The organism is Burkholderia sp. Bp9015 (assembly GCF_003853505.1).
Lineage (GTDB): Bacteria > Pseudomonadota > Gammaproteobacteria > Burkholderiales > Burkholderiaceae > Burkholderia.
On the sequence record NZ_QTPZ01000006.1, the window covers coordinates 67,896 to 89,366 of the forward strand.

Genomic DNA, 21,471 nt, shown 5'->3' on the forward strand with positions numbered 1-21,471 from the left:
TGGCGGGGTGGCGGGGTGGCGGGGTGGCGCGGTGGCGCGGTGGCGTGGTGACGTGGTGACGTGGATGAAGGTGTGAAGCGGGGAAGCGGGGAAGCGGGGAAGCGGGGAAGCGGGGAAGCGGCGAAGCGGGTAATGGGGAAACGGTGAAGCGTGGGATCTGCCAAGCAGCCAAGCAGCGAAGCAAGGCAGCCGTGAAGCGATCGTCGGCCCCCCCCCACACGACGGCGTCGCGCGTCGGGGCGGGCGGCGCTCAGATCGCTGGAATCGGATCCGAGCCGTAACGGTTCGGGCCGTTGGTGCCGCGCGAGCACATCCACACGAGCAGCAGAATCCCGCCGACGAGCGGAATGAGCGCGATCAGCAGGAACCAGCCCGAGCGGCCCGTATCGTGCAGGCGGCGGACGGTGACCGCGAGGCTCGGCAGCACCAGCGCGAGCGACACGACGGCCGCGACGATCATCAGCAGCAGCGAGATCGCGCTCGTGTCGTGCCCCACCATGGTGATCACCTGGCAGAGGATCGACACGACGCTCGTGAGCAACGCGAAATACCAGTATTCCGCGCGGCGCGCGCGGCCCTCGAATTTCGCGTATTGATTGAGTGCGGCACGAACGGCTTCACTAAAACTCATCTTATTGCCCTCATGTTTTATATCGACGATCCCGGAAACAACGCGGGCATTATAAGTTTGAATTTCTTCGCATCGCATCTCCTTTCGCATGCGGACCGTCTCTCACGCCGGCTCTCGCATTACTGGAGCGGCCGCAGCGGCGGCGCGCCGTATCGCCAACACGCATGTCACGTCATTTTTATAATCGCGACGACCTGACATAAACAGCAGCAAGATAATTCACGACTTGATTACACCGGCGTGAAACGCATCTCGATCGATAATCGAAACGATCGTTCTGCGCTGATTGACCGACCGGCCGGGAATATCGTCGGACGTCGCGTGCGCACGTCGAAACGGCGCGTCCAGGCCGGCGTTCGCTAGCCGGCCGCCGCCTGCTGCAGCACGCCGAGATCGAGCTTCTTCATCTTCATCACCTGCGCCATCACGCGTTCGGCGCGTGCCGGGTCGCCCGCCATCAGTTCGGGCATCTGCACCGGCACCACCTGCCACGACACGCCGAAGCGGTCGCGCAGCCAGCCGCACTGCTGTGCGCGTTCGTCCCCGCCTTCGGCCAGGGCCGCCCAGTAGCGGTCGATCTCCTGCTGGTCGCGGCAGTTGACGACGAACGACACGGCCGGTGTGAGCGGGAACGCCGGGCCGCCGTTCAGCGCGAGAAACGCCTGCCCGTCCAGTTCGAACGACACCGTCATCACCGCGCCCTCCGCCTGCCCCGACGCCTGCGCGCCGGACTTGCCGTAACGGGCGACGTGCAGGATGCGCGCGTCGTCGAACACCGACACGTAGAAGCGGGCGGCCGCCTCGGCGTCGTGGTCGAACCACAGAAACGGCGTGATGCGTTGGATACGCTGGCTCATGGCGCTGTCTCCTCGATGTCGTGCGCCGGCACCGGTGCCGGTCTTATATCGTAGGCGCTGGCGCGGCGTTCCCCGGTAATCCGGGTTGAACCATAAAAAAGGGGGCGATCGCTCGCCCCCTTCCTGCTGCCGCTCGTGCGCAATCAGAACGCGACGTAAGGCTGCGCGCCGCCGGTCGCGGTCCGGTCCATCCCGAAGTAAATCGTCTTGCCGTAGAAGTGCGGCATGCCGAGATCGAGCCAGCCGGCCGCGCCGAACGGGCCGGCGATGTCGTTGAACGCGAACGTCGACGCATTCGCGAACAGCGAATCGGCGTTCGCGACGGGCATCGACACGCCGCCCGACTTCCCGTTCTGGCCGGTCAGCGTCGCCGTATAGGTGGTCGTCGACGACGGGCAGTAGAACTGCGTGTTGGTCGTACAGGCCTTCTGCGCCGAATCGTTGAAGAAGTACGCGTTCGAGCCCGTATCGAAGAACGCGGTCACGTTGCCGCCGAGGAACGTCGCGTTCACGTCGCCCGTCGTCGTCGACGTCAGCACCGTCGACGCCCCCAGCGCGTTGTTGCCCTGCGTGCCGATCCCGAACGTCAGCAGGCCCGTCGCGCTGCCCTGCCCGCTGCTCGAGATGTTCGGCATCTGCACGATCACGCCGTTGTTGTCGGTCGCGAAGCGATGGACCGGGTTGGCCACCTGCTGCGCGACCGGCACCAGCGCCACGGCGCAGCTCGCATTGCCGTTCGGGCACGCGTAGTAGTTGTTGGACGTCGCCGACGTCGACGTCGCGCAGCTCGTGCCGCAATCGACCGGCGCCGGCCCGATGCCGAGGATGCCGTTCGCGCCGAGGTCGCTCGCCGTGTTGGCCGACGTCCTGGCGCCGTTGTTCGAGCACGAGCTCGGCACGTTGGTCGTGCCGAGATCGCCGATGATCTGCACCGGCAGCGAACCCGCCTGCTCGGTACCGATCGACAGGTCGACGGTACGCACCGAGCCCCACGTGAAGCTCGACACGAACTTGCCGCACTCGGCGACCGGCGCGCCGCCGCTCGTCGTCTGCGGCAGGTTGTTCAACACGCCCGACGACAGCGCGCTGCTGACCAGCCGCAGCCCGTACGACGCGGTGTCGACGAGCACGTTGTTGACCACCTGGCAGTTCGTCGTGCCCGGCACGCAGATCTTCACGTTGACGGTCGGGATGTTGATCACGTGCGCGACGCCGGTGCCGACCGTGATCACGGCCGTGTTCGCGGTATTGCCGTCCGATACGTTGGAACCATTGCCGCCGCCGCTGCCGCCGCTGCCGCCGCCGTTGTCATCGCCGCCGCCGCAGGCGGTCACGAGCATGGCCGTCACGGCCGCGACGCTCAGCAGCCCGAGCCAGCGCCTGAAGGTACGAGGAATTCTCAAGATCGCTCTCCCGCTGTCACTGGATGTCGTTGCCGGTCAGCCCGGCAGGCAGCGCCGCCGGCAGCCATGCCTGGCCCGCGAAGGCGCCCATGTGGCCGCCCGTGCGGATCACGAGGCCGCTCGTGTCGACGGACACGGGCGCGCGCCAGCCGCGCGCCGCATGCGCCGCCTGGACGCCGGCCGTGTACTGCGGGAAATAGCTGCCGAGCAGCGACTCGAGATCCGGCATGCTCGGCCCGCGCCAAGCGAGGCCGAACACGGTGCCGGCCGCGCTCGCGTATTCGTGGATGACGGTGCCCGATCCGAGCGTGATCTCGCGGACGGTGTAGGCGGCCGCGCTCGCCTGCGCGCCGTCGGCGGAGCGCATCGCGCGCTGCAGCGCGCGCACCGTGGCGGCGTGATCGTCCGCCGGCGGCGACATCGGTGCGCCGCCCAGTTCGGCCTGTGCGTGGACGGCCCACAGCACACCCATTGCAGCCGTCGCGTGCGCGGCGGCCCAGCCCAAGCGTTTCAGCTTCACGTTCCCCCCCAAAGGGACTGGCTTCGTTGCCGGCGGTGCCGCCATCAGGCACGGCGCCGCGGGCCAACAAATCAAAGTCTTAAGAATGACGCTTCGTTGCTGCTGATGCGTAGTATGCCTGCGGAGTGTGTCGGAGTGTCAAATCAACGATGCATGACGCGGCGCAGCATGACGAGCGACACGACCCGCGCGCGGGGGGGCTCGGCGGGAGAGGCAGGGTGAAAGCCACGCACACCGGGCGCTCCGCGAACGGAGAGCGGCGCGGTGGCGTGCGGTGCGGCACGGTCAGAAGCCGAGACTCGCGAGCAGGTCGTCGACCTGCGCCTGGTCCTGCACGACGTCGGACTTGCCTTCCGGTGCGATCTGCGGCCCGTTCAGCAGCGACTCGGGGCTGCCGGTCGCGCTGATCTGCTCGGCCGCGAGCGCGGCCGCGGTCGCCGCGAACTGCTCGCGCCGCTCGGGCGCGATATTCTCGACGAGCACGGTGAGCAGCTGCTGCTCGATCAGATAGACCATGTCCATGATCTTCTTGATCACCTGCCCGGTCAGGTCCTGGAAATCCTGCGCGAGCATGATCTCGAGCAGCTGCGCGCTGGTCGCGGACGTCGCTTCGGGCAGCGCGCGCAGGAACGTGCGCGTGTCGTCCATCAGCTCGCGCACGTCCGCATGCTCGATCGGCGCCGCGTACCACTGCGCCCAGCGCGCGTCAAGCGCCTCGGCCTCGCTCTGGATGCGCGCCTGCACCGGCTTCGCGACCTCGATCGCGTTCAGCACGCGCTCGGCCGCCTGCTCGGTCATCGTCGCGACGTAGCGCAGCCGGTCGCGTGCATCGGGCACGGCTTCCGCCGCACGCTCGACATGCTTGTCGAGCCCGAGCTCGCGCATCGAATCGCGCAGCGTGCGCGTGACGTGGCCGATGCGCGCGAGGATCCGGTCGCTCGCGTAATCGGCGCCTTCGGCGTGGCCGTCGGCGCTGAACGCAGCGCCGGCGAGCGCCGCATGGATCGGCTCGTTCACGTCAGCTCCCGGCCTTGGCCATCTTGTCGATGATCTTGTTCAGCTTCTCGTCGAGCGTCGCGGCCGTGAACGGTTTCACGACGTAGCCGCTCGCGCCGGCCTGCGCGGCCGCGATGATGTTCTCCTTCTTCGACTCGGCCGTGACCATCAGCACCGGCAGATGCGTGAGCGTCGCGTCCGCGCGGATTTCCTTCAGCATCGCGAGGCCGTCGAGGTTCGGCATGTTCCAGTCCGAGATCACGAAGTCGAAGCCGCCGCCGCGCAAGCGCGCGAGGCCGGCTGCGCCGTCCTCGGCTTCGTCGACGTTCGTGTAGCCCAGTTCCTTGAGCAGGTTGCGGACGATCCTGCGCATCGTCGGGAAATCGTCCACCACCAGGATTTTCATGCTCTTGTCCATCGTCGTTCCTTTGCAGATTCGTTACCGTCGGGGCCCGCGGCTTCGCACGTGCCCCGTGACATTTCATTCAGACGCGTTGCACGCGGTCACCCATCGTCGCCAGCCGCGCCATCACGCGCCGGCTCATCTCCGCAAGCGGCGCGACCTCGTCCGCGCCGCCGAGCGCGATCGCCTCGCGCGGCATCCCGAACACGATGCAGCTCGCCTCGTCCTGCGCGAACGTGTGGGCGCCCGCGCGCTTCATGTCCAGCAGGCCGGCCGCGCCGTCGCGCCCCATCCCCGTGAGGATCACGCCGATCGCGTTCTTGCCCGCGTGCTGCGCCGCCGAGCGGAACAGCACGTCGACCGACGGCCGGTGGCGGTTCACCGGCGGCTCGTCGGACAGCTGCGCGATGTAGTTCGCGCCGCTGCGCGCGAGCAGCAGGTGCGCATGGCCCGGTGCGATGTACGCATGGCCCGGCAGCACGCGCTCGCCGTGCTCGGCTTCCTTCACCGCGATCCGGCACAGGCCGTTCAGCCGCTGCGCGAACGACTTCGTGAAGCCGGGCGGCATGTGCTGCGCGATCAGCACCGCCGGCGCATCCGGCGGCAGCGGCGTCAGCACCTCGCGGATCGCCTCGGTGCCGCCCGTCGACGCGCCGATGATGATCAGCTTCTCGGTACTGACGAGCGGGTTGTTGATCATCGGCGCGGCCGGCTGGCCGCTCGCGGTGCGCGCGGCGGCCGCCTGCGGCTGCGGTGCCTGGCGCACGCGGGCGCGCGACGCCGCGCGGATCTTGTCCGCGAGCTTTTCCGCGTAGTCGAGCATGCCGTCGCGGATCCCGACGCGCGGCTTCGTGACGAAATCCACCGCGCCGAGTTCGAGCGCGCGCAGCGTGATCTCGGAACCGCGCTCGGTCAGCGACGACACCATCACGACCGGCATCGGCCGCAGGCGCATCAGCTTCTCGAGGAAGTCGAGGCCGTCCATGCGCGGCATTTCGACGTCCAGCGTCAGGACGTCCGGGTTGTGCTGCTTGATGAGTTCGCGCGCGACGAGCGGATCGGGCGCGGTCGCGCATACCGTCATGTCGGGCTGGCTGTTGATGATCTCCGTCATCAGGCTGCGGATCAGCGCCGAATCGTCGACGCACAACACTTTGATCTTCTGCACTGCGGTCATGCCTCCTGCTTTCTCGAATGGTTGGCCGCGTACGGGCTGCCGGCGTTCGGGCTGGTGGCCTTCGCGTTCGCCGGCTGCGCGCCCGCGCCGCCGCGTGCGCCGAACAGCTCGATGCGCGGGCGCGCCGGCGGCGGCGCGGCCGGGCGCTTCGCCGCGAACAGCTCGACGTGCGCGCGCGTCCGGGCGGCGTGCACGCGGTCGGCCTCGCGCGCCAGCGCGGCTTCGCGCTCGGTCACGCCCGGCACCTGCAGCCGCAGCTTCTTCACCATCGCGCGCCCGCTGCGCGGCATGAACGCGACCTTGCGCGGGTGCACGCCCTGCAGGTCCTCCGCGGTGATGCGGATGCGCTCGAGCGCGAGATAGCGGCGCACGAAATCCGCGTTGCGGTCGCCGATGTTGATGGTCGTCATCCCTGCCAGCACGGCCGCGCCGCCGAACACCTTCGCCTCGAGGCGCTCGCGGCGCCCGCCGGCCTTGATCAGTTCGTTCATCAGCACTTCCATCGCATACGCGCCGTAGCGCATCGACTCCGATGCGGCCGCGCCGGCGTCGGCGCCGTCGTCGGGCAGCATGAAGTGATTCATCCCGCCGATGCCCGCGATCGGGTCGTGCAGGCACGCGGCGACGCACGAGCCGAGCACGGTCATCAGCACCATGTCCTCGGACGTCGTGTAGAACTCGTTCGGCAGCAGCTTCACGCCGGGGCGCTCGAAGTGGTTGTCGAAGTAACGATTGGTGGCGATCGGCAGCGCGCTCATCCGCGTTCTCCGTAAGCGGGCGCGGCGCCCGCGGCACGCGCATGGGCGCGCGGCGGCACCGCCGCGGCCGGCGCCGCGCCGCGCGGGCGCAGGCCCGGCGCGGCGTCGTGCCCCAAGGGCACTTCCTTCGGGGCGCGCGTCAGCTCATACACCGTCTGCCCGCGCAGCCGGAACGCCTGCGAGACGTAGGTGAAATTCTCCGAATGCCCGGCGAACAGCAGCCCGCCCGGTTTCACGAGCGGCTCGAAGCGCGACAGCACCTGCCCCTGCGTCGGCTTGTCGAAATAGATCATCACGTTGCGGCAGAAGATCGCGTCGAACGGCTTCGCGATCCCGTAGTCGGCATCGGTCAGGTTCAGCTGCTCGAAGCGGATCATCGCGCGCAGCTCCGGGCGCACCTTCACGCGGCCGGCCTGCGCGCCGGTGCCCTTCAGGAAGAAGCGCTTGAGCCGCTCCGGGCTCAGGTGCTTGACCTGGTCGTACGTATAGATGCCGGCCTCGGCCTTCGCGAGCACCTGCGTGTCGAGGTCGGTCGCGAGGATCGATGCGCCGCGCGCAGCCGATTCGCCGAGCGCCTCGATCAGCGTGATCGCGATCGAATAGGGCTCCTCGCCGGTCGACGCCGCCGAGCACCACACCGACACGGGCGCCGCGCGCCCCTTCACGAAGTCGGCCAGGATCGGGAAATGGTGCGACTCGCGGAAGAACGCGGTCAGGTTCGTCGTCAGCGCGTTGGTGAACGCCTCCCACTCGAGCGGATCGTCCTCCTGCTCGAGCAGGTCGAGGTAGTCGCGGAACGTGTCGAGGCCGCGGGCGCGCAGCCGGCGCGCGAGCCGGCTGTACGCCATGTCGCGCTTGTGCTCGGACAACGAGATGCCCGCGCGTTGATGAATCAGCGCGCGGATGCGTGCGAAATCCGCGCCGGTGAACGCGAAGTCGCGCCCCGGCTCGCCCGCGCGGGGCGAGGCATCCGGTGCATCGGGTCGAAACGGTGCGCGCGCGGACGGCATGGCTTAGAAGGTCTCCCAGTCGTCATCGGACGTGCCGGCCGCGGCCAGCGCCGGCTTCTCGCTGCTCAGCGCCGGACGCACCAGCGCGGGCTTGTCGGCCGGCTTGTGCGCCGGTGCGGCGGCCGCCTTCGCGAGACGCGGGCCGTAGCCGCCCGCGGCCGGCGCTTCCTTCGCCGTGCGTGCGGCGGCGTCCGGCGCACGCTTCGTTTCGTGGCTCGCGGCCGGTGCCGATGCATGTGACGCATGCGACGCGGGCGCAGGCGACGCGCGGCGCGCCGGCTGAACGGCCGCCTGCGGTGCCGGCAATGCGGCCGGCGCGGTTTCATGGCGGCGTTCCGACGGCGACGCCAGCGCCGGCGCCGATGCGTGCGCGGCCGGGCGTGCGGCGCCGCGCGACGGCGCGAGCGCGATGCCGCCCGCGACGCGCCACGCCGACACGACCGCCTTCATCTGGCGCGTCTGCTCCTCGAGCGACGCGGCGGCGGCCGCGGCCTGCTCGACGAGCGCCGCGTTCTGCTGCGTGACGGAATCCATCTGGCCGACCGCGCGATTGACCTGCTCGATGCCGGTCGACTGCTCGTCCGACGCGGCGCTGATCTCGCCCATGATGTCGGTCACGCGGCGCACGGCCTGCACGATCTCGTCCATCGTCGAGCCGGCCCGCGCGACGAGCGCCGACCCGCTGTCGACCTTCTCGGCCGAATCGCCGATCAACTGCTTGATTTCCTTCGCGGCGCTCGCGCTGCGCTGCGCGAGCGAGCGCACTTCGCCCGCGACCACCGCGAAGCCGCGGCCCTGCTCGCCGGCCCGCGCGGCTTCGACCGCCGCGTTCAGCGCGAGGATGTTGGTCTGGAATGCGATGCCTTCGATCGTGCCGATGATGTCGACGACCTTGCCCGAGCTGGCCGCGATGTCCTGCATCGTCGACACGACCTGGCCGACCACCTCGCCGCCCTGCGTCGCGATGTCGGACGCGTTCACCGCGAGCTGGCTCGCCTGCCGCGCGTTCTCCGCGTTCTGCCGCACGGTGCCGGTCAGCTGCTCCATGCTCGATGCGGTTTCCTGCAGCGACGCGGCCTGCTCCTCGGTGCGCTGCGACAGGTCGGTGTTGCCGGTCGAGATCTCGCGCGCGCCGACGTCGATCGATTCGGTGCCGCGATGCACGGCCTGCACCATCGCCGTCACGGCGTCCTGCATCCGCTTGATGCCGCCGAACAGGCGGCCGATCTCATTGTTGCTGAACACGTTCACCGGCTGCGTGAGGTCGCCGCCGGCGATCCGCTCGAAGTGCGCGATCGCGTCCTCGAGCGGCTTCACGATCAGCCCGCGCAGCACGAAGCGGATCGCGATCACGACGACGAACGCGATCGCGATGCCGGCCGCGATCAGGCCGATCATCAGCGAGATCTGCGATTGCGTCGCGGTCTGGCGGTCGTTCGCGCGCTTCTGCAGCGCCGCGACCACGGCCGATGCCGTCTGGTCGTACGCGACGAACATCGGGCTGATCTTCGTGTCGGCGACCGCGTGATACGCGGCCATGTCGCCGGCGCGCGCGGCCGCGAACTCGGGCTCGACGCCTTCCTTCACGATCGTCGTATAGCGTGCGGTGAGCTCGTCGACGAGCGCCTGCTCGATGCCGAGCTTCGGCGTGGCCTGGAACGCCTGCCAGTTCTGGCTCGACTTCGCGTACAGCTCCTGCGCGCGGTCGAGCACCTTGCCCGCCTCGGCCGTGTTGCCGGCTTCGGTCAGGGTGCGGAAGCGGTCGAGCGCCACGCGCGCGCGCAGCAACTGCGCCGACGTGTCGTCGAGCGCATGGATCGCCGGCAAGTCGACGTGCGCGATCTCGTCGAGCGAGCGGCTCGCGCGATCGAGCGCGTAGAGGCCGAGCCCGCCGACCGCGGCGGCCAGGCCCACGAGGATGAGTCCGACCGCCGTGAGCGTCGTGCGGATCGACCAGTTATGCAACATTGCAGATTCTCCCGAAGTTCCTGCGCGCGCGGCGCGCTTACGCGCCGAGCGTCTCGATCAGCGCCATTTCCCGGCTCGACATCAGCTTCTCGATGTCCATCAGGATCAGCATCCGGCCGTCGACCGTGCCGAGGCCCGTGAGGTACTCGGTCGTCAGCGTCGCGCCGAATTCCGGCGCCGGCATGATCTGGTCGGTCTGCAGCGTCAGCACGTCCGACACGCCGTCGACCACCATCCCGACCACGCGGTTCGACACGTTCAGGATGATCACCACCGTCTGGTGGTCGTACTCGACGCGGCCGAGATGGAACTTGATCCGCATGTCGACGATCGGCACGATGATCCCGCGCAGGTTGATCACGCCCTTGATGAAGTCCGGCGCGTTCGCGATGCGCGTGACGCTGTCGTAGCCGCGGATTTCCTGCACCTTCAGGATGTCGATCCCGTACTCCTCGTCGCCGAGCGTGAAGACGAGGAATTCCTGGCCCGTCGCATCGCCCTGCTCCGCATCGCGGCGGCTGGTTGCCGCGTTCGCCGCGGCCGGATTGATCATTTGGACTTCAGCGGACACGTTTGCCCCCAATCGGTTGAATGGCGAGAGTCAGAAAATGGCGAGCTCGGCGCCGGCTCGGGCGCCGTGCGTCGCACGGGTTTCGCGGTTCAGCGCCGCGACGTCGACGATCAGCGCGACACTGCCGTCGCCGAGAATGGTCGCCGCAGAGATGCCGTGCACCTTGCGGTAATTGGTTTCGAGGTTCTTCACGACCACCTGCTGCTGGCCGACCAGCTCGTCGATCAGCATCGCGAAGCGGCGCCCCTCGGTTTCCATGATGGTGACGATGCCCTGGGTCGGATCGGTGCGCGCGTCCTCGACCGAGAACACCTCGTGCAGCGCGACGAGCGGCAGGTATTCGCCGCGCACGCGCACCACGCGCTCGCCGTTGCCGACCGTGTAGATGTCGTCGTTCGACGGCTGCAGCGACTCCATCACGAAATTCAGCGGCAGGATGAAGATCTCGCTGCCGACCTTCACCGACATCCCGTCGAGGATCGCCAGCGTGAGCGGCAGCACGATCCGCGTGGTCGTGCCGCGACCGGCCTGCGACGTGATCTCGACATGGCCGCCCATCGACTGGATGTTGCGCTTCACGACGTCCATCCCGACGCCGCGGCCCGACACGTCGGTCACGGTTTCGGCGGTCGAGAAGCCCGGCGCGAAGATCAGCTGCCAGACTTCGTCGTCGCTGATGTTTTCGGAAATCTGCATGCCCTGCTTCGCGGCCTTCGCGAGGATCCGCTCGCGGTTCAGGCCCGCGCCGTCGTCGCTGACCTCAATCACGATGTTGCCGCCGTGATGCGCGGCCGACAGCACGAGCTGGCCGACGCCGTCCTTGCCGGCGGCGACGCGCTTGTCGACCGTCTCGATCCCGTGGTCGAGGCTGTTGCGCACGAGGTGCGTGAGCGGGTCGATGATCCGCTCGATCAGGCTCTTGTCCAGCTCGGTCGCCTGGCCGAACGTGACCAGCTCGACCTGCTTGCCGAGCTTGCCGGCGAGGTCGCGCACGAGCCGCGGGAAGCGGCTGAACACGTAGTCCATCGGCATCATGCGGATCGACATCACCGCTTCCTGCAGGTCGCGCGCGTTGCGCTCGAGCTGCGCCATCCCGTTGAACAGGCGGTCGTGCAGCGCCGGATCGAACGCGCTCGCGGTTTCCGCGAGCATCGCCTGCGTGATCACGAGCTCGCCGACCAGGTTGATCAGCTGGTCGACCTTCTCGACGCCGACGCGGATCGAGCTGCCTTCGGCGCCCGATGCGGCGGCGGCCGGGCGCGGACGCTTGTCGTCGTGGTGCGCGGCAGCCTGGGCAGCCTGCGCGGCGGGTTCTGCGTGCGGTTGCGATGCCTGTTGCGATGCCTGTTGCGATGCCTGTTGCGGCGCCGGTTGCGCGGCGGCGCTCGGCTGCGCCTGCGGTGCGGCGGCGGCCGGGGTGGCACCGGGGGCTTGCGCGAAGACCTCGACCCGCGCGGCCGGTTCCGGCGCGGCGACCGGTTCGACGGCGGCCGGTTCGACGGCGGCCGGCGTGGCGGCAGGCGCCGCCGGTGCGGCCGGCGCGGTGCCGCGCGCGATGCGGATCTGGCTGTCGTCGATCACGAAGCAGCACACGGCGACGATGTCGTCGGACGGCACGTCCGATTCGAGCCACAGCGTCAGGTCGGCGCCCGCTTCCTCGCGGCCGACGATCCGGCCGAGATTGCCGAGCTCCTCGGTGAGCAGCGCCTGGTCCTTCGCGTCGACGCCGAGGAGCGTGATCTTCAGGTGCGGGCCGTCCGTGCCGGCAGCCGCCGCCGGATGCGCGGCCGCGACCGCCTGTTCGACCACGTGATCGGGCGCGCGGTCGCTGGCGGAGGTAGCGGCGGCCGGCGCCGGTGCAGTCTCCACGGCAGGCGCGGCAGGTGCGACGTCCGCGGGGGCGCCCGCGCCGCTCTCCGCCTTCAGGCGTTCGAGCTTCGCGCAGATCGTCGCGGCAGCCGCCGCGTCCGGTTCCGCGCTCGCGCGATAGTCGACCAGCTGGTCGGACAGCACGTCCTTGGTCTCGAGGAACGCGTCGACCATTTCCTTGGTCAGCGTCAGCTCATGGTTGCGCGCGCGGTCGAGCAGCGACTCGAGGATGTGGGTCGTCTCGGTCAGCGCGGAAAAGCCGAACGTCGCCGCGCCGCCCTTGATCGAATGCGCGGCGCGGAAGATCGCGGCCAGGTCCTCGGGGTCCGGCGAGCCGACGTCGAGGTTCAACAGCAGTTGCTCCATCTGCGCGAGCAACTCGTCCGCTTCGTCGAAAAAGGTCTGGTAGAACTGCGTGATGTCGAGAGTCATGCCCGGTCACCGGTTGGATTCGTCGCGTTCATGTCAGGAGGCGGTCTGCTCGGACAGCGTCGCGACCAGGTCGATCAGCACGGCCGGGTCGATCGGCTTTTCGATCCAGCCGGTCGCGCCCGCGTCGCGCGCGGCGTCCTTGAACGCATCGCTGCCTTCGGTCGTCAGTACGAGAATCGGCGTGTCCGCATACGCCGTCAGCTTGCGCAGCGCGGCGATCACCTCGAGGCCGTTCCTGCGCGGCATGTTCTGGTCGGTCAGCACCAGGTCGTACGGCACGGTGGCCGCCATGTCGAAGCCGGCTTCGCCGTCCGGCGCCACCGTCACGTCATAGCCGGCCTGCGCAAGCGTCGCCTGCAGCAGCGCACGCATGGTCGCGGAGTCGTCGATGGCGAGAATGGTTCGGATCATGTCGGGCTCCGCAGGACCGCTCCAGGGTGGCTGACCGCCCCCTCGGGGGGCAGCGAACGAAGTGAGCGTGAAGGTTGTTTCATACGCGTCTCGAAATCTTGGAAACGTCAGGGTTTCGGCACCACGGCGACGGCGCTCGCGAGCACCGGTCGCGCGGCCGGCGCCGTGCCGTCGAGCTGCTGGGCCAGTTGCTTCGAGCCCGCGGCGTCGGCCGACAGCGTCGTGGTCGTCGTGTCGTCGCGCATCAGCGCGTCTTCGGATTTGCGGTTCAGCACGATCACGCTGATCCGGCGGTTTTCCGGATCGAGCGGATCGGCCTTGTTCAGGTTCTGCGTCGACGCGAGGCCGAGCACGCGCAGCACCTTCGACTCGTCCATGCCGCCCGCGATCAGCTCGCGGCGCGACGCGTTCGCGCGATCGGCCGACAGTTCCCAGTTGCTGTAGCCGCCCTCGCCGCCCGCGTACGGCACCGCGTCGGTGTGGCCCTGGACGATGATCCGGTTCGGCACGTCGTTCAGCGTCTTGCCGATCTCGCGCAGGATGTCGCGCATGTACGGCTCGACGTGGTCGCTCGACATCGCGAACATCGGCCGCTTCTGCGAATCGACGATCTCGATGCGCAGCCCCATCAGCGTCGAATCGATGCGGATCTGCTGCTTGAACTGGCGCAGCGTCGGATTCGCCTCGATCGCCGCCATCAGCTTGATCTGCAGGTCGTGCAGGCGCGCCTGCTCGAGCCGGTCCTGTGCGCCCTGCGCCTGCGAGCGCGTCCTGTCGTCGCCGGCCTTCGCGACGCGATCGGCGAGCGACGTCGTGCCGTCGGTACGGCGCAGCGTGCCGGCATCGAGGCTCGACAGGTCGCGGCCGCCGCCGTTGATGATGCTCGAGTCCTGCGAGCTGCGATCGCCGCTGCCGAACAGCGCGGCCTTCAGCGGCGTGTTGAAGTACTCGGCGATCCCCTTCAGCTGCACCGGCGTGACCGAGCTCAGCAGCCACATCAGCAGGAAGAACGCCATCATCGCGGTCATGAAGTCCGCATACGCGAGCTTCCAGGCGCCGCCGTGGTGGCCCTTCTTCTGCGGGGCCACCCGTTTGACGACGATCGCGCGATCCTTGCTCTTGCTCATCGAATGCTCCGCGTCACTTCGCCTTCACGCGGCGCACATGCTCTTCGAGCTCGGTAAACGACGGCCGCTCGGTCGAGAACAGCACCTTGCGGCCGAACTCGACCGCGATCGCCGGCGCATAGCCGTTCAGGCTCGCGAGGATCGTCACCTTGATGCACTGGAACATCTTGGTCGACTCGGCGACGCGCTGCTCCGCGAGGCTAGCGAGCGGCCCGATCAGCCCGTACGACAGCAGGATCCCGAGGAACGTGCCGACCAGCGCCTGCGCGATCATCGCGCCGAGCACCGCGGGCGGCTTGTCGGCCGACGCCATCGTGTGCACGACGCCCATCACCGCCGCGACGATCCCGAACGCCGGCATCGCGTCGCCGACGCGCATCAGCGCGTGCGCGGGGCCTTCGCCTTCCGCGTGGTGCGTCTCGATTTCCTCGTCCATCAGGCTCTCGATCTCGAACGCGTTCATGTTGCCGCCCACCATCAGGCGCAGGTAGTCGGTCAGGAATTCGACGATGTGGCGATCCGCGAGGATCTTCGGGTATTGCGTGAAGATCGGGCTCTTGTCCGGATCGTCGATGTCGGCCTCGAGCGTCAGCGTGCCTTCCTTGCGGGCCTTCGCGAGCAGCACGTACAGGAGCGCCATCAGTTCCATGTAGACGTCCTTGGTGTACTTCGAGCCCTTGAAGAGCGTCGGCAGCACGCGCAGCGTCGCCTTGATGGTCTTCATGCCGTTGCCGAGGATGAACGCGCCGACGCCCGCGCCTGCGATCATCAGGATCTCGAGCGGCTGGACCAATGCGCCCAGATGCCCGCCTGCCAGCGCGTAACCGCCGAAGACGGACAACAGTGTCACGAGTGTTCCCACGATAATCAGCACTGCCTGTCCCTCACGAATGACCGGCGGGGAGACCGCCGTTAATCAGGTTTACGGCAGTCGGCAGGAAAACTTTGGCGGTCGCGCCGCGACCGCGCGGCGGTGTTTACCAGCAGGCCCCCGGCCGGTTCGCGCGGCGCGCGGCAGGCGTGCGGAAGGCGTGCGGCTCCCGCCCGGCCCCGCCCGGCCCCGCCCGGCGGCGTTCAGGCCGCGGCGGTGGCCAGCCCGGCGCGTGCGGCGGCCGCCTTGCGGGTCTTGCCCGCGCGCGACGGCGGCTGGCACAGGCCGCACACGAAACCTTGATGCGGATCATGCGCATGCGCGACGAAATGGCCGCCGCAGCGCGTGCACGGCGTCATCTGCAGCATCCCCGAGTCGAAGAAGCGCACCAGCGTCCACGCGCGCGTGAGACTCAGCGCGGCCTCGTCGCCGGACAGGTTCACGTGCTCCAGATAGAGCCGGTACGCCTTCACGATCGACTGGATCGGCTCGCAGCGGCCGTGGTCCTGCATGAACCGGTAGATGTTGTAGAACAGCGACGAGTGGATGTTCGGCTGCCACGTCATGAACCAGTCGGTCGAGAACGGCAGCATCCCCTTCGGCGGCGACGCGCCCTTCAGTTCCTTGTACAGCTTGATCAGGCGGTCGCGCGACAGGCTCGTCTCCGCCTCCAGCAGTTGCAGCCTGGCGCCCAGTTCGATCAGTTCGATGGCGAGGGTGATTTCCTTCACCTCGATCACGACGCTTTTGCTTGCCATGGTGAATAACCGTCCGCTTGACGTTGTTCGGATGAATCGCCAATACGCCGCCCGCCGACGCGGCGCGCCGGCACGAACGCAAGGCGGGGAGGGATCAGCGGACGCTTTCGACCGGCTGGCCGGCCATCAGGATCGCGGAATGCGCATGCGTGACGACGTCGCTGCGGCCTTTGTCGGCGAGCGACGACAGCAGCGCGTGATCGTCGAAGCGGAAACGGCACAACATCTGGTTCGATGCCGCGAGCTTCACGGTCTGGGCGAGCGTGAGGTTCGCGAGCACGTCGGCCAGTTCCTGGGAAACTCCCATGCGGAACATGCCCATCGCCTTGTCTTCCCGCAGCAGGCGCTGCGCGAGGAGGAGGTACGACAGGTTGACCTCTTTGATCTCACTGAGCATTTCGCTGGTGGCGCTCATGATTCCCCCGTTAAGAGCTTTTGCTTTGGCCTTTCATTGTGAAAACGTTTGCTCGATCGGGCGCCTGCTGACGCGCTGCCGGCACGTTTATAGTCTTACAGGGCGAATTCTGGCCAAACGGCATTTATGCCGGTATCAGCGAAGTGGCGCACGCCACGCAGGAATTGTCTGTAAACCGTGTAGGAATTTTTCCGACAAGGCGAATTGAAAGGGAACGAACGGCGGGGGCGAATGGGGCGCGAATGCGTCGGCGATGCGGTCCGCATGGGACGAATCCGGCTGAAGGCCATCCGGCAAGGCTGCCGGAAGTTGAATCGGTAAAAATTATAGTGGTTTTTCATGATAGCGCAACAATTGTGGTGGCTATCTCGTTTTATGTTTTCGCACCCTTTTTATCGGGGTTTTCGCGTATTTCATGGTGTAACAAGCCTTAAGTGTTTGAAAAAACAGTCGAACCCCTGAAGGCGATATCGATAATGGACTCAAATGGGCGGCGGCGGGAGCCGCGCCGGCCCGCCCCGCAGCTTGCCGCCCGGCGTCCCGCGCACCCCGCCACGGACCCGGCCACGCACCGCAGACAGCGTGCGTCGGCGAGTTCCGCAACCCTGCAGCGGACCAGCATGCGCGCTCGAGCGCTTTGCGCTGGTCGACACCGGAGAACGTCCATGCGTATTGCCCAGATCGCGCCGCTTTACGAAGCTGTCCCGCCGAAACTCTATGGCGGCACCGAGCGTGTCGTGTCCTACCTCACCGAGGCGCTCGTCGAGCTGGGGCACGACGTGACGCTGTTCGCGAGCGGCGACTCCGTCACGTCCGCCCGTCTCGAGGCGGCATGGCCGCGCGCACTGCGGCTCGACCCGTCGATTCGCGACTCGATGGCGCCCCATATGCGCCTGATCGAGCAGGTCGCCCGTGTCGCGCACGAATTCGACGTGCTGCACTTCCACCTCGACTACCTGCCGTTCCCGCTGATGTCGCGCCTCGACACGCCGTACGTGACGACGCTGCACGGCCGCCTCGACCTGCCGGAGCTGCAACCGGTGTTCGACGCGTTCCCGGACGCGCCGGTCGTGTCGATCTCGAACAACCAGCGCAAGCCGCTGCCGCAGGCCGCGTGGGCCGGCACCGTGTATCACGGGCTGCCCGACACGCTGCTCACGCCGCAACCGGACGTGAAGCCCGAATATCTCGCGTTCCTCGGCCGGATCTGCCCCGAAAAGCGGGTCGACACCGCGATCCGGATCGCCGCGCAAAGCGGGCTGCCGCTGAAGATCGCCGCGAAGGTCGACAAGGCCGACGCCGACTACTTCAAGGAAGTGATCGAGCCGCTGCTCGGCGAGGCGCATGTCGAATTCATCGGCGAGATCAACGAGGCGCAGAAGCCGGCGTTCCTGTCCGGCGCGAAGGCGCTGCTGTTCCCGATCGACTGGCCGGAACCGTTCGGCCTGGTGATGATCGAGGCGATGGCCTGCGGCACGCCGGTCGTCGCGTTCAACCGCGGCTCGGTGCCGGAAGTGATCGAGGACGGCGTGACCGGCTTCATCGTCGAGGACGTCCAGGGCGCGGTCGGTGCGCTGCACCGGATCGACAGCCTGTCGCGCGACGCGATCCGCGCGCGCTTCGATACGCGCTTCAGCTCGAAAGCGATGGCACGGCGCTATGTCGAAACTTACGAATCGCTTTGCGCGACGGCAAAGCGGCCGACCTTGCGCCGCGTCGCGAGCGCGTGACGCCGAAATTCGTCAGAAATATTCGGTGAAATTCGCGCCGAAATCGGCGCGTAAAACCCAAAGGCGCCAAAGAGCCGCAGTCGATGCGGCTCTTTCTTTTTGTGCGCTCATTCGATCAGGAAACGATCGCGGTTTTTCCCGACGATCCAATTCGGCGGCTTGCCGCGCCCGCTCCAGGTTGCACCCGACTTCGGGTCGCGGTATTTCGGGGGGAGCGGTGCCTTTTTCGGCGGACGGCCGCGCCGCGCTCGCTCCGCGAAGCCCAGATCCTGGGCCGTCAGGCCATATTCGGCAATCATTCGCTGGACGTCGGCGATCACCGCCGCCACTTCCTGGCGACGCACGTCATCCGCCTGGGCCTGCAGATCGGCGATCTGCGCCTTGAGCTTCGCGTATTGAGACATTTTTCGGCTCCCTTTTTCATGATGCGGCGCCGGCAGTTCCGGCCGGAACGCCAACACCCGTTACGTCATCCGCACTGCCGCCCTGCCCTTCAAAATTAATGCTGCCATCTTTAACCGAATCGGCTATATCGAGAATGCGGACTTATTCTAATAAAAGCCATTCGTCAGCCATTCGAATTTAACAATCGTTGACCCTCACCCAGCCGATTCATTTCCTATAATCCAGACCAATTCGGGGTGACGGAATAAATCATCCGGTCATCCGTTTGTCTTCAACCCACTTGAACGGGATCCTTACATGAATCTTTCTCAGCGTCTGGCTGCAGAGGTATTCGGCACGTTCTGGCTGGTGCTCGGCGGGTGCGGAAGCGCCGTGCTGGCCGCAGCCTTTCCGGGCCTCGGCATCGGCTTCGCCGGCGTCGCGCTCGCCTTCGGCCTGACCGTGCTGACGATGGCATTCGCGATTGGCCATATTTCGGGTTGCCACCTGAATCCGGCCGTCAGCGTGGGCCTGACGGTCGCCGGCCGCTTCCCGGCACGCGATCTCGCGCCGTATATCGTTGCGCAGGTCGTCGGCGCGACGCTCGGTGCGTTCGTGCTGTACCTGATCGCGACCGGCAAGCCGGGCTTCGACGTCGTCGGCAGCGGCTTTGCGACGAACGGCTTCGGCGAGCGCTCGCCCGGCCACTACTCGCTCGGCGCGGCGTTCATCTGCGAAGTCGTGATGACGGGCTTCTTCCTGTTCGTGATTCTCGGCGCCACCGACAAGCGCGCGCCGGCCGGCTTTGCGCCGATCGCGATCGGCCTGTGCCTGACGTTGATCCACCTGATCTCGATCCCGGTCACCAACACGTCGGTGAACCCGGCCCGCTCGACCGGCCCCGCGCTGTTCGTGGGCGGCGAGGCGATCGGCCAGCTGTGGCTGTTCTGGGTCGCGCCGATCATCGGCGCGGCAATTGCGGGGATCGTCTACCCGCTGATCGCGGGGCGCGACGATGCCGTCGGCCTCGTGCCCGCATCCGCTCGCACCAGCGAATAAAACACTACGGGGTCACGCGAGCAGAGCAGCGAGCCTCACGCTGTCGAACAACATCGAGGCAGGTAATTTGAACGGGCGCCGCTGGCGCCCGTTTTTCATGGCCGCTCAGGAAGCGGTGACGCCGTCGAGCGTGCCTTCCAGCGCGAACAGCGTGCGCAGGTGGCGGGCGACTCCCGCATCGAAGTTGTTGCCGATCCGAGGGATGTGCGGCAGGTGCGCGATCAGGTCGGGGTTCGCGTTGTTCATCATGAACGCGTGGCCGGCCGTTTCGAGCAGGTCGATGTCGTTCATGTTGTCGCCGAACGCGATGCAGTGGCCGGCGTCGACGCCGAGTCGCGCGAGCACCGTACGCAGCGCGCGGCCCTTCGACACGTTGGCGGTCATCACTTCGAGACAGTCGGGCAGCGAGTACGTGACGTACAGCGCATCGCCGAACCGCACGCGCATCTGCTCTGCAACCACCGCCAGATCGGCCGGCTCGCCGATGTACAGCACCTTCGCGATGTCGGCGCCGTCGTGCGCGGCCATGTCGATCACGTCGTATCGGAAGCCCGAATCCTGGTGGAATTCGAGCAGGTGCGGCGCGTCGCGGTCGATCAGCCAGCCGCGGTCGGTGAACAGGTTGACGATCACGCGCCCGTGCGCACCGGTCACGCCCGGCTGCACAAGGCCGCGGACGATCGCGGGATCGATGTCCTGCGCATGGATCGCCGTGTCGTCCGGCGCATGCACACGCGCGCCGTTCGACGTGATCAGGTACGGCCGGATGCCCAGCACGTCGCGGATGCCGGCGACGTCCGCATAGTGACGCCCCGTCGCGATCACGAACTGCAGGCCGTCGCGGTCGAGCCGGCGGACGGTCTCGATCGTGTACGGATCGAGCTGGTGGTCGCTGTTCAGCAGGGTGCCGTCGAGATCGGTGGCGATGACTTTGTACATGGGGGATGGGGGATGGGGGAGTGGCGCGCAGGACGCTGCGGAGCCGCCATTTTAACGTCGTGCCCGGGGGCGCGCCGGGTGGCTGGGAAATGGGGGCGGGTTTCAGGCCGTTCGGGTTTCGGTGCGTCGCTGGTTCGGCTGGGGCAGGCTGTTCGCTCGGTTCGCTCGGTCCGCTCGGTCCGCTCGGTCGCTCGGTCCAGTTTGCCCGCTCAACGTGCCCGTCCGTCGCTTTACCCGATCGGTCCGCCCGGCCGGCTCAACCCACTCATCGCACGCCGCCCACGCGCCCCTCTCACCCTGCTTCAGCCGCCCTCAACGCCTGCAGCGCGAGCCGCAACGCGCCGTGCGCGGAATCGTCGAGCGGCGCGCGCAGCCGCGCCGCATGGCGTGCCGGCACGGCCGGGGCCAGCGCGTCGGCCAGCCCGCCGCACAGCGCGACCGGCAGCGCCTGCTGCGGATCGAGCGCGTCGATCATCTTGCCGATCTCGTCGCCGGCCTGCGCGATCAGCGCCGCCGCATAAGAATGGTCGCGGTGCGCGAACACGATCGGCGCGAGGCGCGCGTAGATCGTCTGGTTCGCATCGCACGACCACTGGACGAGCGCGTCGCGATCGTGCGCGCCCGTTTCCGCGAGCAGCGCGCCGGCAAACGCGTCACGCGGCACGCGGCCGTCGAGCGCCTGCTGCGCGTACGCGAGCGCGCGCATGCCGAGCCACGCGCCGCTCGCCTCATCGCCGGACGGAAAGCCGAAGCCGCCCGCGATGCGGCAGTCGCCCGCGGCGTCGAGCGCCGCCGCGATGCTGCCCGTACCGAGCGCGACGATGAGCCCCGGCGCACCGCCGTGCGCGCCGACGACGGTCGTATAGGCGTCGCTCTCGATCGCCAGCGCGTCGAGCGGCGCCTGCGCGCGGAACGCGGCGAGCCACGCGGCATTGTTGACGCCCGCGAGCCCGCAGCCGAGCGCGCACTGCGACCAGTCGAACGCGAGCCCCGCCCGCGTGAATGCGTCGGCACAGGCCGCGCCGATCGATGCCCACGCGCGCTCGATGCCGAGGCCGAGCCCCGACGGGCCGCCGCGCCCCTGCGCGAGTTCGCGCCCGTGCCGGTCGGCGAGTACCGCGCGGGTGCCCGTGCCGCCGCCGTCGATGCCGATCGCAAAAAGGAATGCCGTCATGCGTTGAT

The 21,471-nt window shown here is 68.0% G+C and carries 22 protein-coding genes; 2 read left to right on the plus strand and 20 right to left on the minus strand.

Translation table 11 applies throughout. The features are described 5' to 3' along the window. Positions 1–250: 250 nt before the first annotated feature. The 17 genes from DIE12_RS08915 to flhD form a co-directional block, all read right to left on the minus strand. Positions 251–631 (minus strand): DUF805 domain-containing protein, encoded by a 381-nt coding sequence (locus DIE12_RS08915; protein WP_124520480.1) that lies wholly within the window; start codon positions 629–631, stop codon positions 251–253. 359 nt (positions 632–990) lie between these two features. After that, positions 991–1,488: a VOC family protein gene (locus tag DIE12_RS08920; protein ID WP_124520479.1), complete on the minus strand. Its 498-nt coding sequence runs from the start codon at positions 1,486–1,488 to the stop codon at positions 991–993. Positions 1,489–1,631: 143 nt separating this feature from the next. After that, entirely contained in the window at positions 1,632–2,891 is a 1,260-nt protein-coding gene (locus DIE12_RS08925) for a DUF3443 domain-containing protein (protein ID WP_124520478.1), read from the minus strand. Positions 2,892–2,907: 16 nt separating this feature from the next. Then, positions 2,908–3,411, minus strand: a complete 504-nt coding sequence (locus DIE12_RS08930; RefSeq protein ID WP_124486866.1) for a DUF2844 domain-containing protein — start codon at positions 3,409–3,411, stop codon at positions 2,908–2,910. Positions 3,412–3,696: 285 nt separating this feature from the next. After that, positions 3,697–4,428, minus strand: a complete 732-nt coding sequence (gene cheZ, locus DIE12_RS08935) for a protein phosphatase CheZ (protein ID WP_124486865.1) — start codon at positions 4,426–4,428, stop codon at positions 3,697–3,699. 1 nt (position 4,429) lies between these two features. Next, positions 4,430–4,825 (minus strand): chemotaxis response regulator CheY, encoded by a 396-nt coding sequence (gene cheY, locus DIE12_RS08940; protein WP_006754880.1) that lies wholly within the window; start codon positions 4,823–4,825, stop codon positions 4,430–4,432. 67 nt (positions 4,826–4,892) lie between these two features. After that, entirely contained in the window at positions 4,893–5,987 is a 1,095-nt protein-coding gene (locus DIE12_RS08945) for a chemotaxis response regulator protein-glutamate methylesterase (RefSeq protein WP_044846376.1), read from the minus strand. Next, on the minus strand, positions 5,984–6,745 hold the full coding sequence (cheD, locus tag DIE12_RS08950; RefSeq protein ID WP_124520477.1) for a chemoreceptor glutamine deamidase CheD: 762 nt from the start codon (positions 6,743–6,745) through the stop codon (positions 5,984–5,986). Before cheD ends, DIE12_RS08945 begins: the two co-directional genes overlap by 4 nt. Continuing rightward, entirely contained in the window at positions 6,742–7,755 is a 1,014-nt protein-coding gene (locus DIE12_RS08955) for a CheR family methyltransferase (protein ID WP_124486863.1), read from the minus strand. The genes cheD and DIE12_RS08955 overlap by 4 nt, the downstream gene beginning before the upstream one ends. A 3-nt stretch (positions 7,756–7,758) precedes the next feature. Further along, on the minus strand, positions 7,759–9,723 hold the full coding sequence (locus DIE12_RS08960; RefSeq protein ID WP_124520476.1) for a methyl-accepting chemotaxis protein: 1,965 nt from the start codon (positions 9,721–9,723) through the stop codon (positions 7,759–7,761). 37 nt (positions 9,724–9,760) lie between these two features. Continuing rightward, positions 9,761–10,276 carry a chemotaxis protein CheW gene (cheW, locus tag DIE12_RS08965; protein WP_039320139.1) on the minus strand — a complete coding sequence of 172 codons (516 nt, stop codon included), beginning with the start codon at positions 10,274–10,276 and terminating at the stop codon, positions 9,761–9,763. 48 nt (positions 10,277–10,324) lie between these two features. Next, the gene (gene cheA / locus DIE12_RS08970; protein WP_124520645.1) at positions 10,325–12,595 is read right to left on the minus strand and encodes a chemotaxis protein CheA; all 2,271 of its coding nucleotides are present in this window, start codon (positions 12,593–12,595) and stop codon (positions 10,325–10,327) included. A gap of 33 nt (positions 12,596–12,628) precedes the next feature. After that, a complete protein-coding gene (locus tag DIE12_RS08975) occupies positions 12,629–13,006 on the minus strand; it encodes a response regulator (RefSeq protein ID WP_044849175.1) in 378 nt (125 codons plus the stop codon). 107 nt (positions 13,007–13,113) lie between these two features. Next, positions 13,114–14,133 carry a flagellar motor protein MotB gene (motB, locus tag DIE12_RS08980; protein ID WP_044849176.1) on the minus strand — a complete coding sequence of 340 codons (1,020 nt, stop codon included), beginning with the start codon at positions 14,131–14,133 and terminating at the stop codon, positions 13,114–13,116. A gap of 13 nt (positions 14,134–14,146) precedes the next feature. Further along, positions 14,147–15,007, minus strand: coding sequence for a flagellar motor stator protein MotA (gene motA / locus DIE12_RS08985; protein ID WP_124486860.1), 861 nt, complete (start codon positions 15,005–15,007; stop codon positions 14,147–14,149). Positions 15,008–15,207: 200 nt separating this feature from the next. Continuing rightward, positions 15,208–15,762: a flagellar transcriptional regulator FlhC gene (gene flhC, locus DIE12_RS08990; protein ID WP_124520474.1), complete on the minus strand. Its 555-nt coding sequence runs from the start codon at positions 15,760–15,762 to the stop codon at positions 15,208–15,210. A gap of 94 nt (positions 15,763–15,856) precedes the next feature. Further along, positions 15,857–16,177 carry a flagellar transcriptional regulator FlhD gene (gene flhD / locus DIE12_RS08995; protein ID WP_014895554.1) on the minus strand — a complete coding sequence of 107 codons (321 nt, stop codon included), beginning with the start codon at positions 16,175–16,177 and terminating at the stop codon, positions 15,857–15,859. A 665-nt stretch (positions 16,178–16,842) separates the two neighbouring features. Here flhD and DIE12_RS09005 point away from each other — a divergent pair. Beyond that, positions 16,843–17,907 carry a glycosyltransferase family 4 protein gene (locus DIE12_RS09005; protein ID WP_044849179.1) on the plus strand — a complete coding sequence of 355 codons (1,065 nt, stop codon included), beginning with the start codon at positions 16,843–16,845 and terminating at the stop codon, positions 17,905–17,907. 107 nt (positions 17,908–18,014) lie between these two features. On the opposite strand, the gene DIE12_RS09010 is transcribed toward DIE12_RS09005, so the two are convergent. After that, positions 18,015–18,311 carry an H-NS histone family protein gene (locus DIE12_RS09010; RefSeq protein WP_006489320.1) on the minus strand — a complete coding sequence of 99 codons (297 nt, stop codon included), beginning with the start codon at positions 18,309–18,311 and terminating at the stop codon, positions 18,015–18,017. A gap of 298 nt (positions 18,312–18,609) precedes the next feature. On the opposite strand from DIE12_RS09010, the gene aqpZ reads away from it, so the two are divergent. Next, on the plus strand, positions 18,610–19,350 hold the full coding sequence (gene aqpZ, locus DIE12_RS09015) for an aquaporin Z (protein ID WP_044849180.1): 741 nt from the start codon (positions 18,610–18,612) through the stop codon (positions 19,348–19,350). A gap of 105 nt (positions 19,351–19,455) precedes the next feature. Here aqpZ and DIE12_RS09020 read toward each other — a convergent pair whose 3' ends face one another. Both DIE12_RS09020 and DIE12_RS09025 read right to left on the minus strand, forming a co-directional pair. Next, entirely contained in the window at positions 19,456–20,289 is an 834-nt protein-coding gene (locus tag DIE12_RS09020; RefSeq protein ID WP_124520473.1) for a Cof-type HAD-IIB family hydrolase, read from the minus strand. 292 nt (positions 20,290–20,581) lie between these two features. Beyond that, complete coding sequence (locus tag DIE12_RS09025; protein WP_124520472.1) at positions 20,582–21,463, minus strand: BadF/BadG/BcrA/BcrD ATPase family protein; 882 nt, start codon at positions 21,461–21,463, stop codon at positions 20,582–20,584. Between the last annotated feature and the right edge of the window lie 8 nt (positions 21,464–21,471).

Bases quoted from the DNA above. Each gene is read 5' to 3' on its own strand.
- DIE12_RS08915 (WP_124520480.1), bottom strand. From the start codon at position 631: ATGAGTTTTAGTGAAGCCGTTCGTGCCGCACTCAATCAATACGCGAAA.
- DIE12_RS08920 (WP_124520479.1), bottom strand. From the start codon at position 1,488: ATGAGCCAGCGTATCCAACGCATCACGCCGTTTCTGTGGTTCGACCAC.
- cheY (WP_006754880.1), bottom strand. From the start codon at position 4,825: ATGGACAAGAGCATGAAAATCCTGGTGGTGGACGATTTCCCGACGATG.
- DIE12_RS08945 (WP_044846376.1), bottom strand. From the start codon at position 5,987: ATGACCGCAGTGCAGAAGATCAAAGTGTTGTGCGTCGACGATTCGGCG.
- cheD (WP_124520477.1), bottom strand. From the start codon at position 6,745: ATGAGCGCGCTGCCGATCGCCACCAATCGTTACTTCGACAACCACTTC.
- DIE12_RS08955 (WP_124486863.1), bottom strand. From the start codon at position 7,755: ATGCCGTCCGCGCGCGCACCGTTTCGACCCGATGCACCGGATGCCTCG.
- DIE12_RS08960 (WP_124520476.1), bottom strand. From the start codon at position 9,723: ATGTTGCATAACTGGTCGATCCGCACGACGCTCACGGCGGTCGGACTC.
- cheW (WP_039320139.1), bottom strand. From the start codon at position 10,276: ATGATCAATCCGGCCGCGGCGAACGCGGCAACCAGCCGCCGCGATGCG.
- cheA (WP_124520645.1), bottom strand. From the start codon at position 12,595: ATGACTCTCGACATCACGCAGTTCTACCAGACCTTTTTCGACGAAGCG.
- DIE12_RS08975 (WP_044849175.1), bottom strand. From the start codon at position 13,006: ATGATCCGAACCATTCTCGCCATCGACGACTCCGCGACCATGCGTGCG.
- motB (WP_044849176.1), bottom strand. From the start codon at position 14,133: ATGAGCAAGAGCAAGGATCGCGCGATCGTCGTCAAACGGGTGGCCCCG.
- flhC (WP_124520474.1), bottom strand. From the start codon at position 15,762: ATGGCAAGCAAAAGCGTCGTGATCGAGGTGAAGGAAATCACCCTCGCC.
- flhD (WP_014895554.1), bottom strand. From the start codon at position 16,177: ATGAGCGCCACCAGCGAAATGCTCAGTGAGATCAAAGAGGTCAACCTG.
- DIE12_RS09005 (WP_044849179.1), top strand. From the start codon at position 16,843: ATGCGTATTGCCCAGATCGCGCCGCTTTACGAAGCTGTCCCGCCGAAA.
- DIE12_RS09010 (WP_006489320.1), bottom strand. From the start codon at position 18,311: ATGTCTCAATACGCGAAGCTCAAGGCGCAGATCGCCGATCTGCAGGCC.
- aqpZ (WP_044849180.1), top strand. From the start codon at position 18,610: ATGAATCTTTCTCAGCGTCTGGCTGCAGAGGTATTCGGCACGTTCTGG.
- DIE12_RS09020 (WP_124520473.1), bottom strand. From the start codon at position 20,289: ATGTACAAAGTCATCGCCACCGATCTCGACGGCACCCTGCTGAACAGC.
- DIE12_RS09025 (WP_124520472.1), bottom strand. From the start codon at position 21,463: ATGACGGCATTCCTTTTTGCGATCGGCATCGACGGCGGCGGCACGGGC.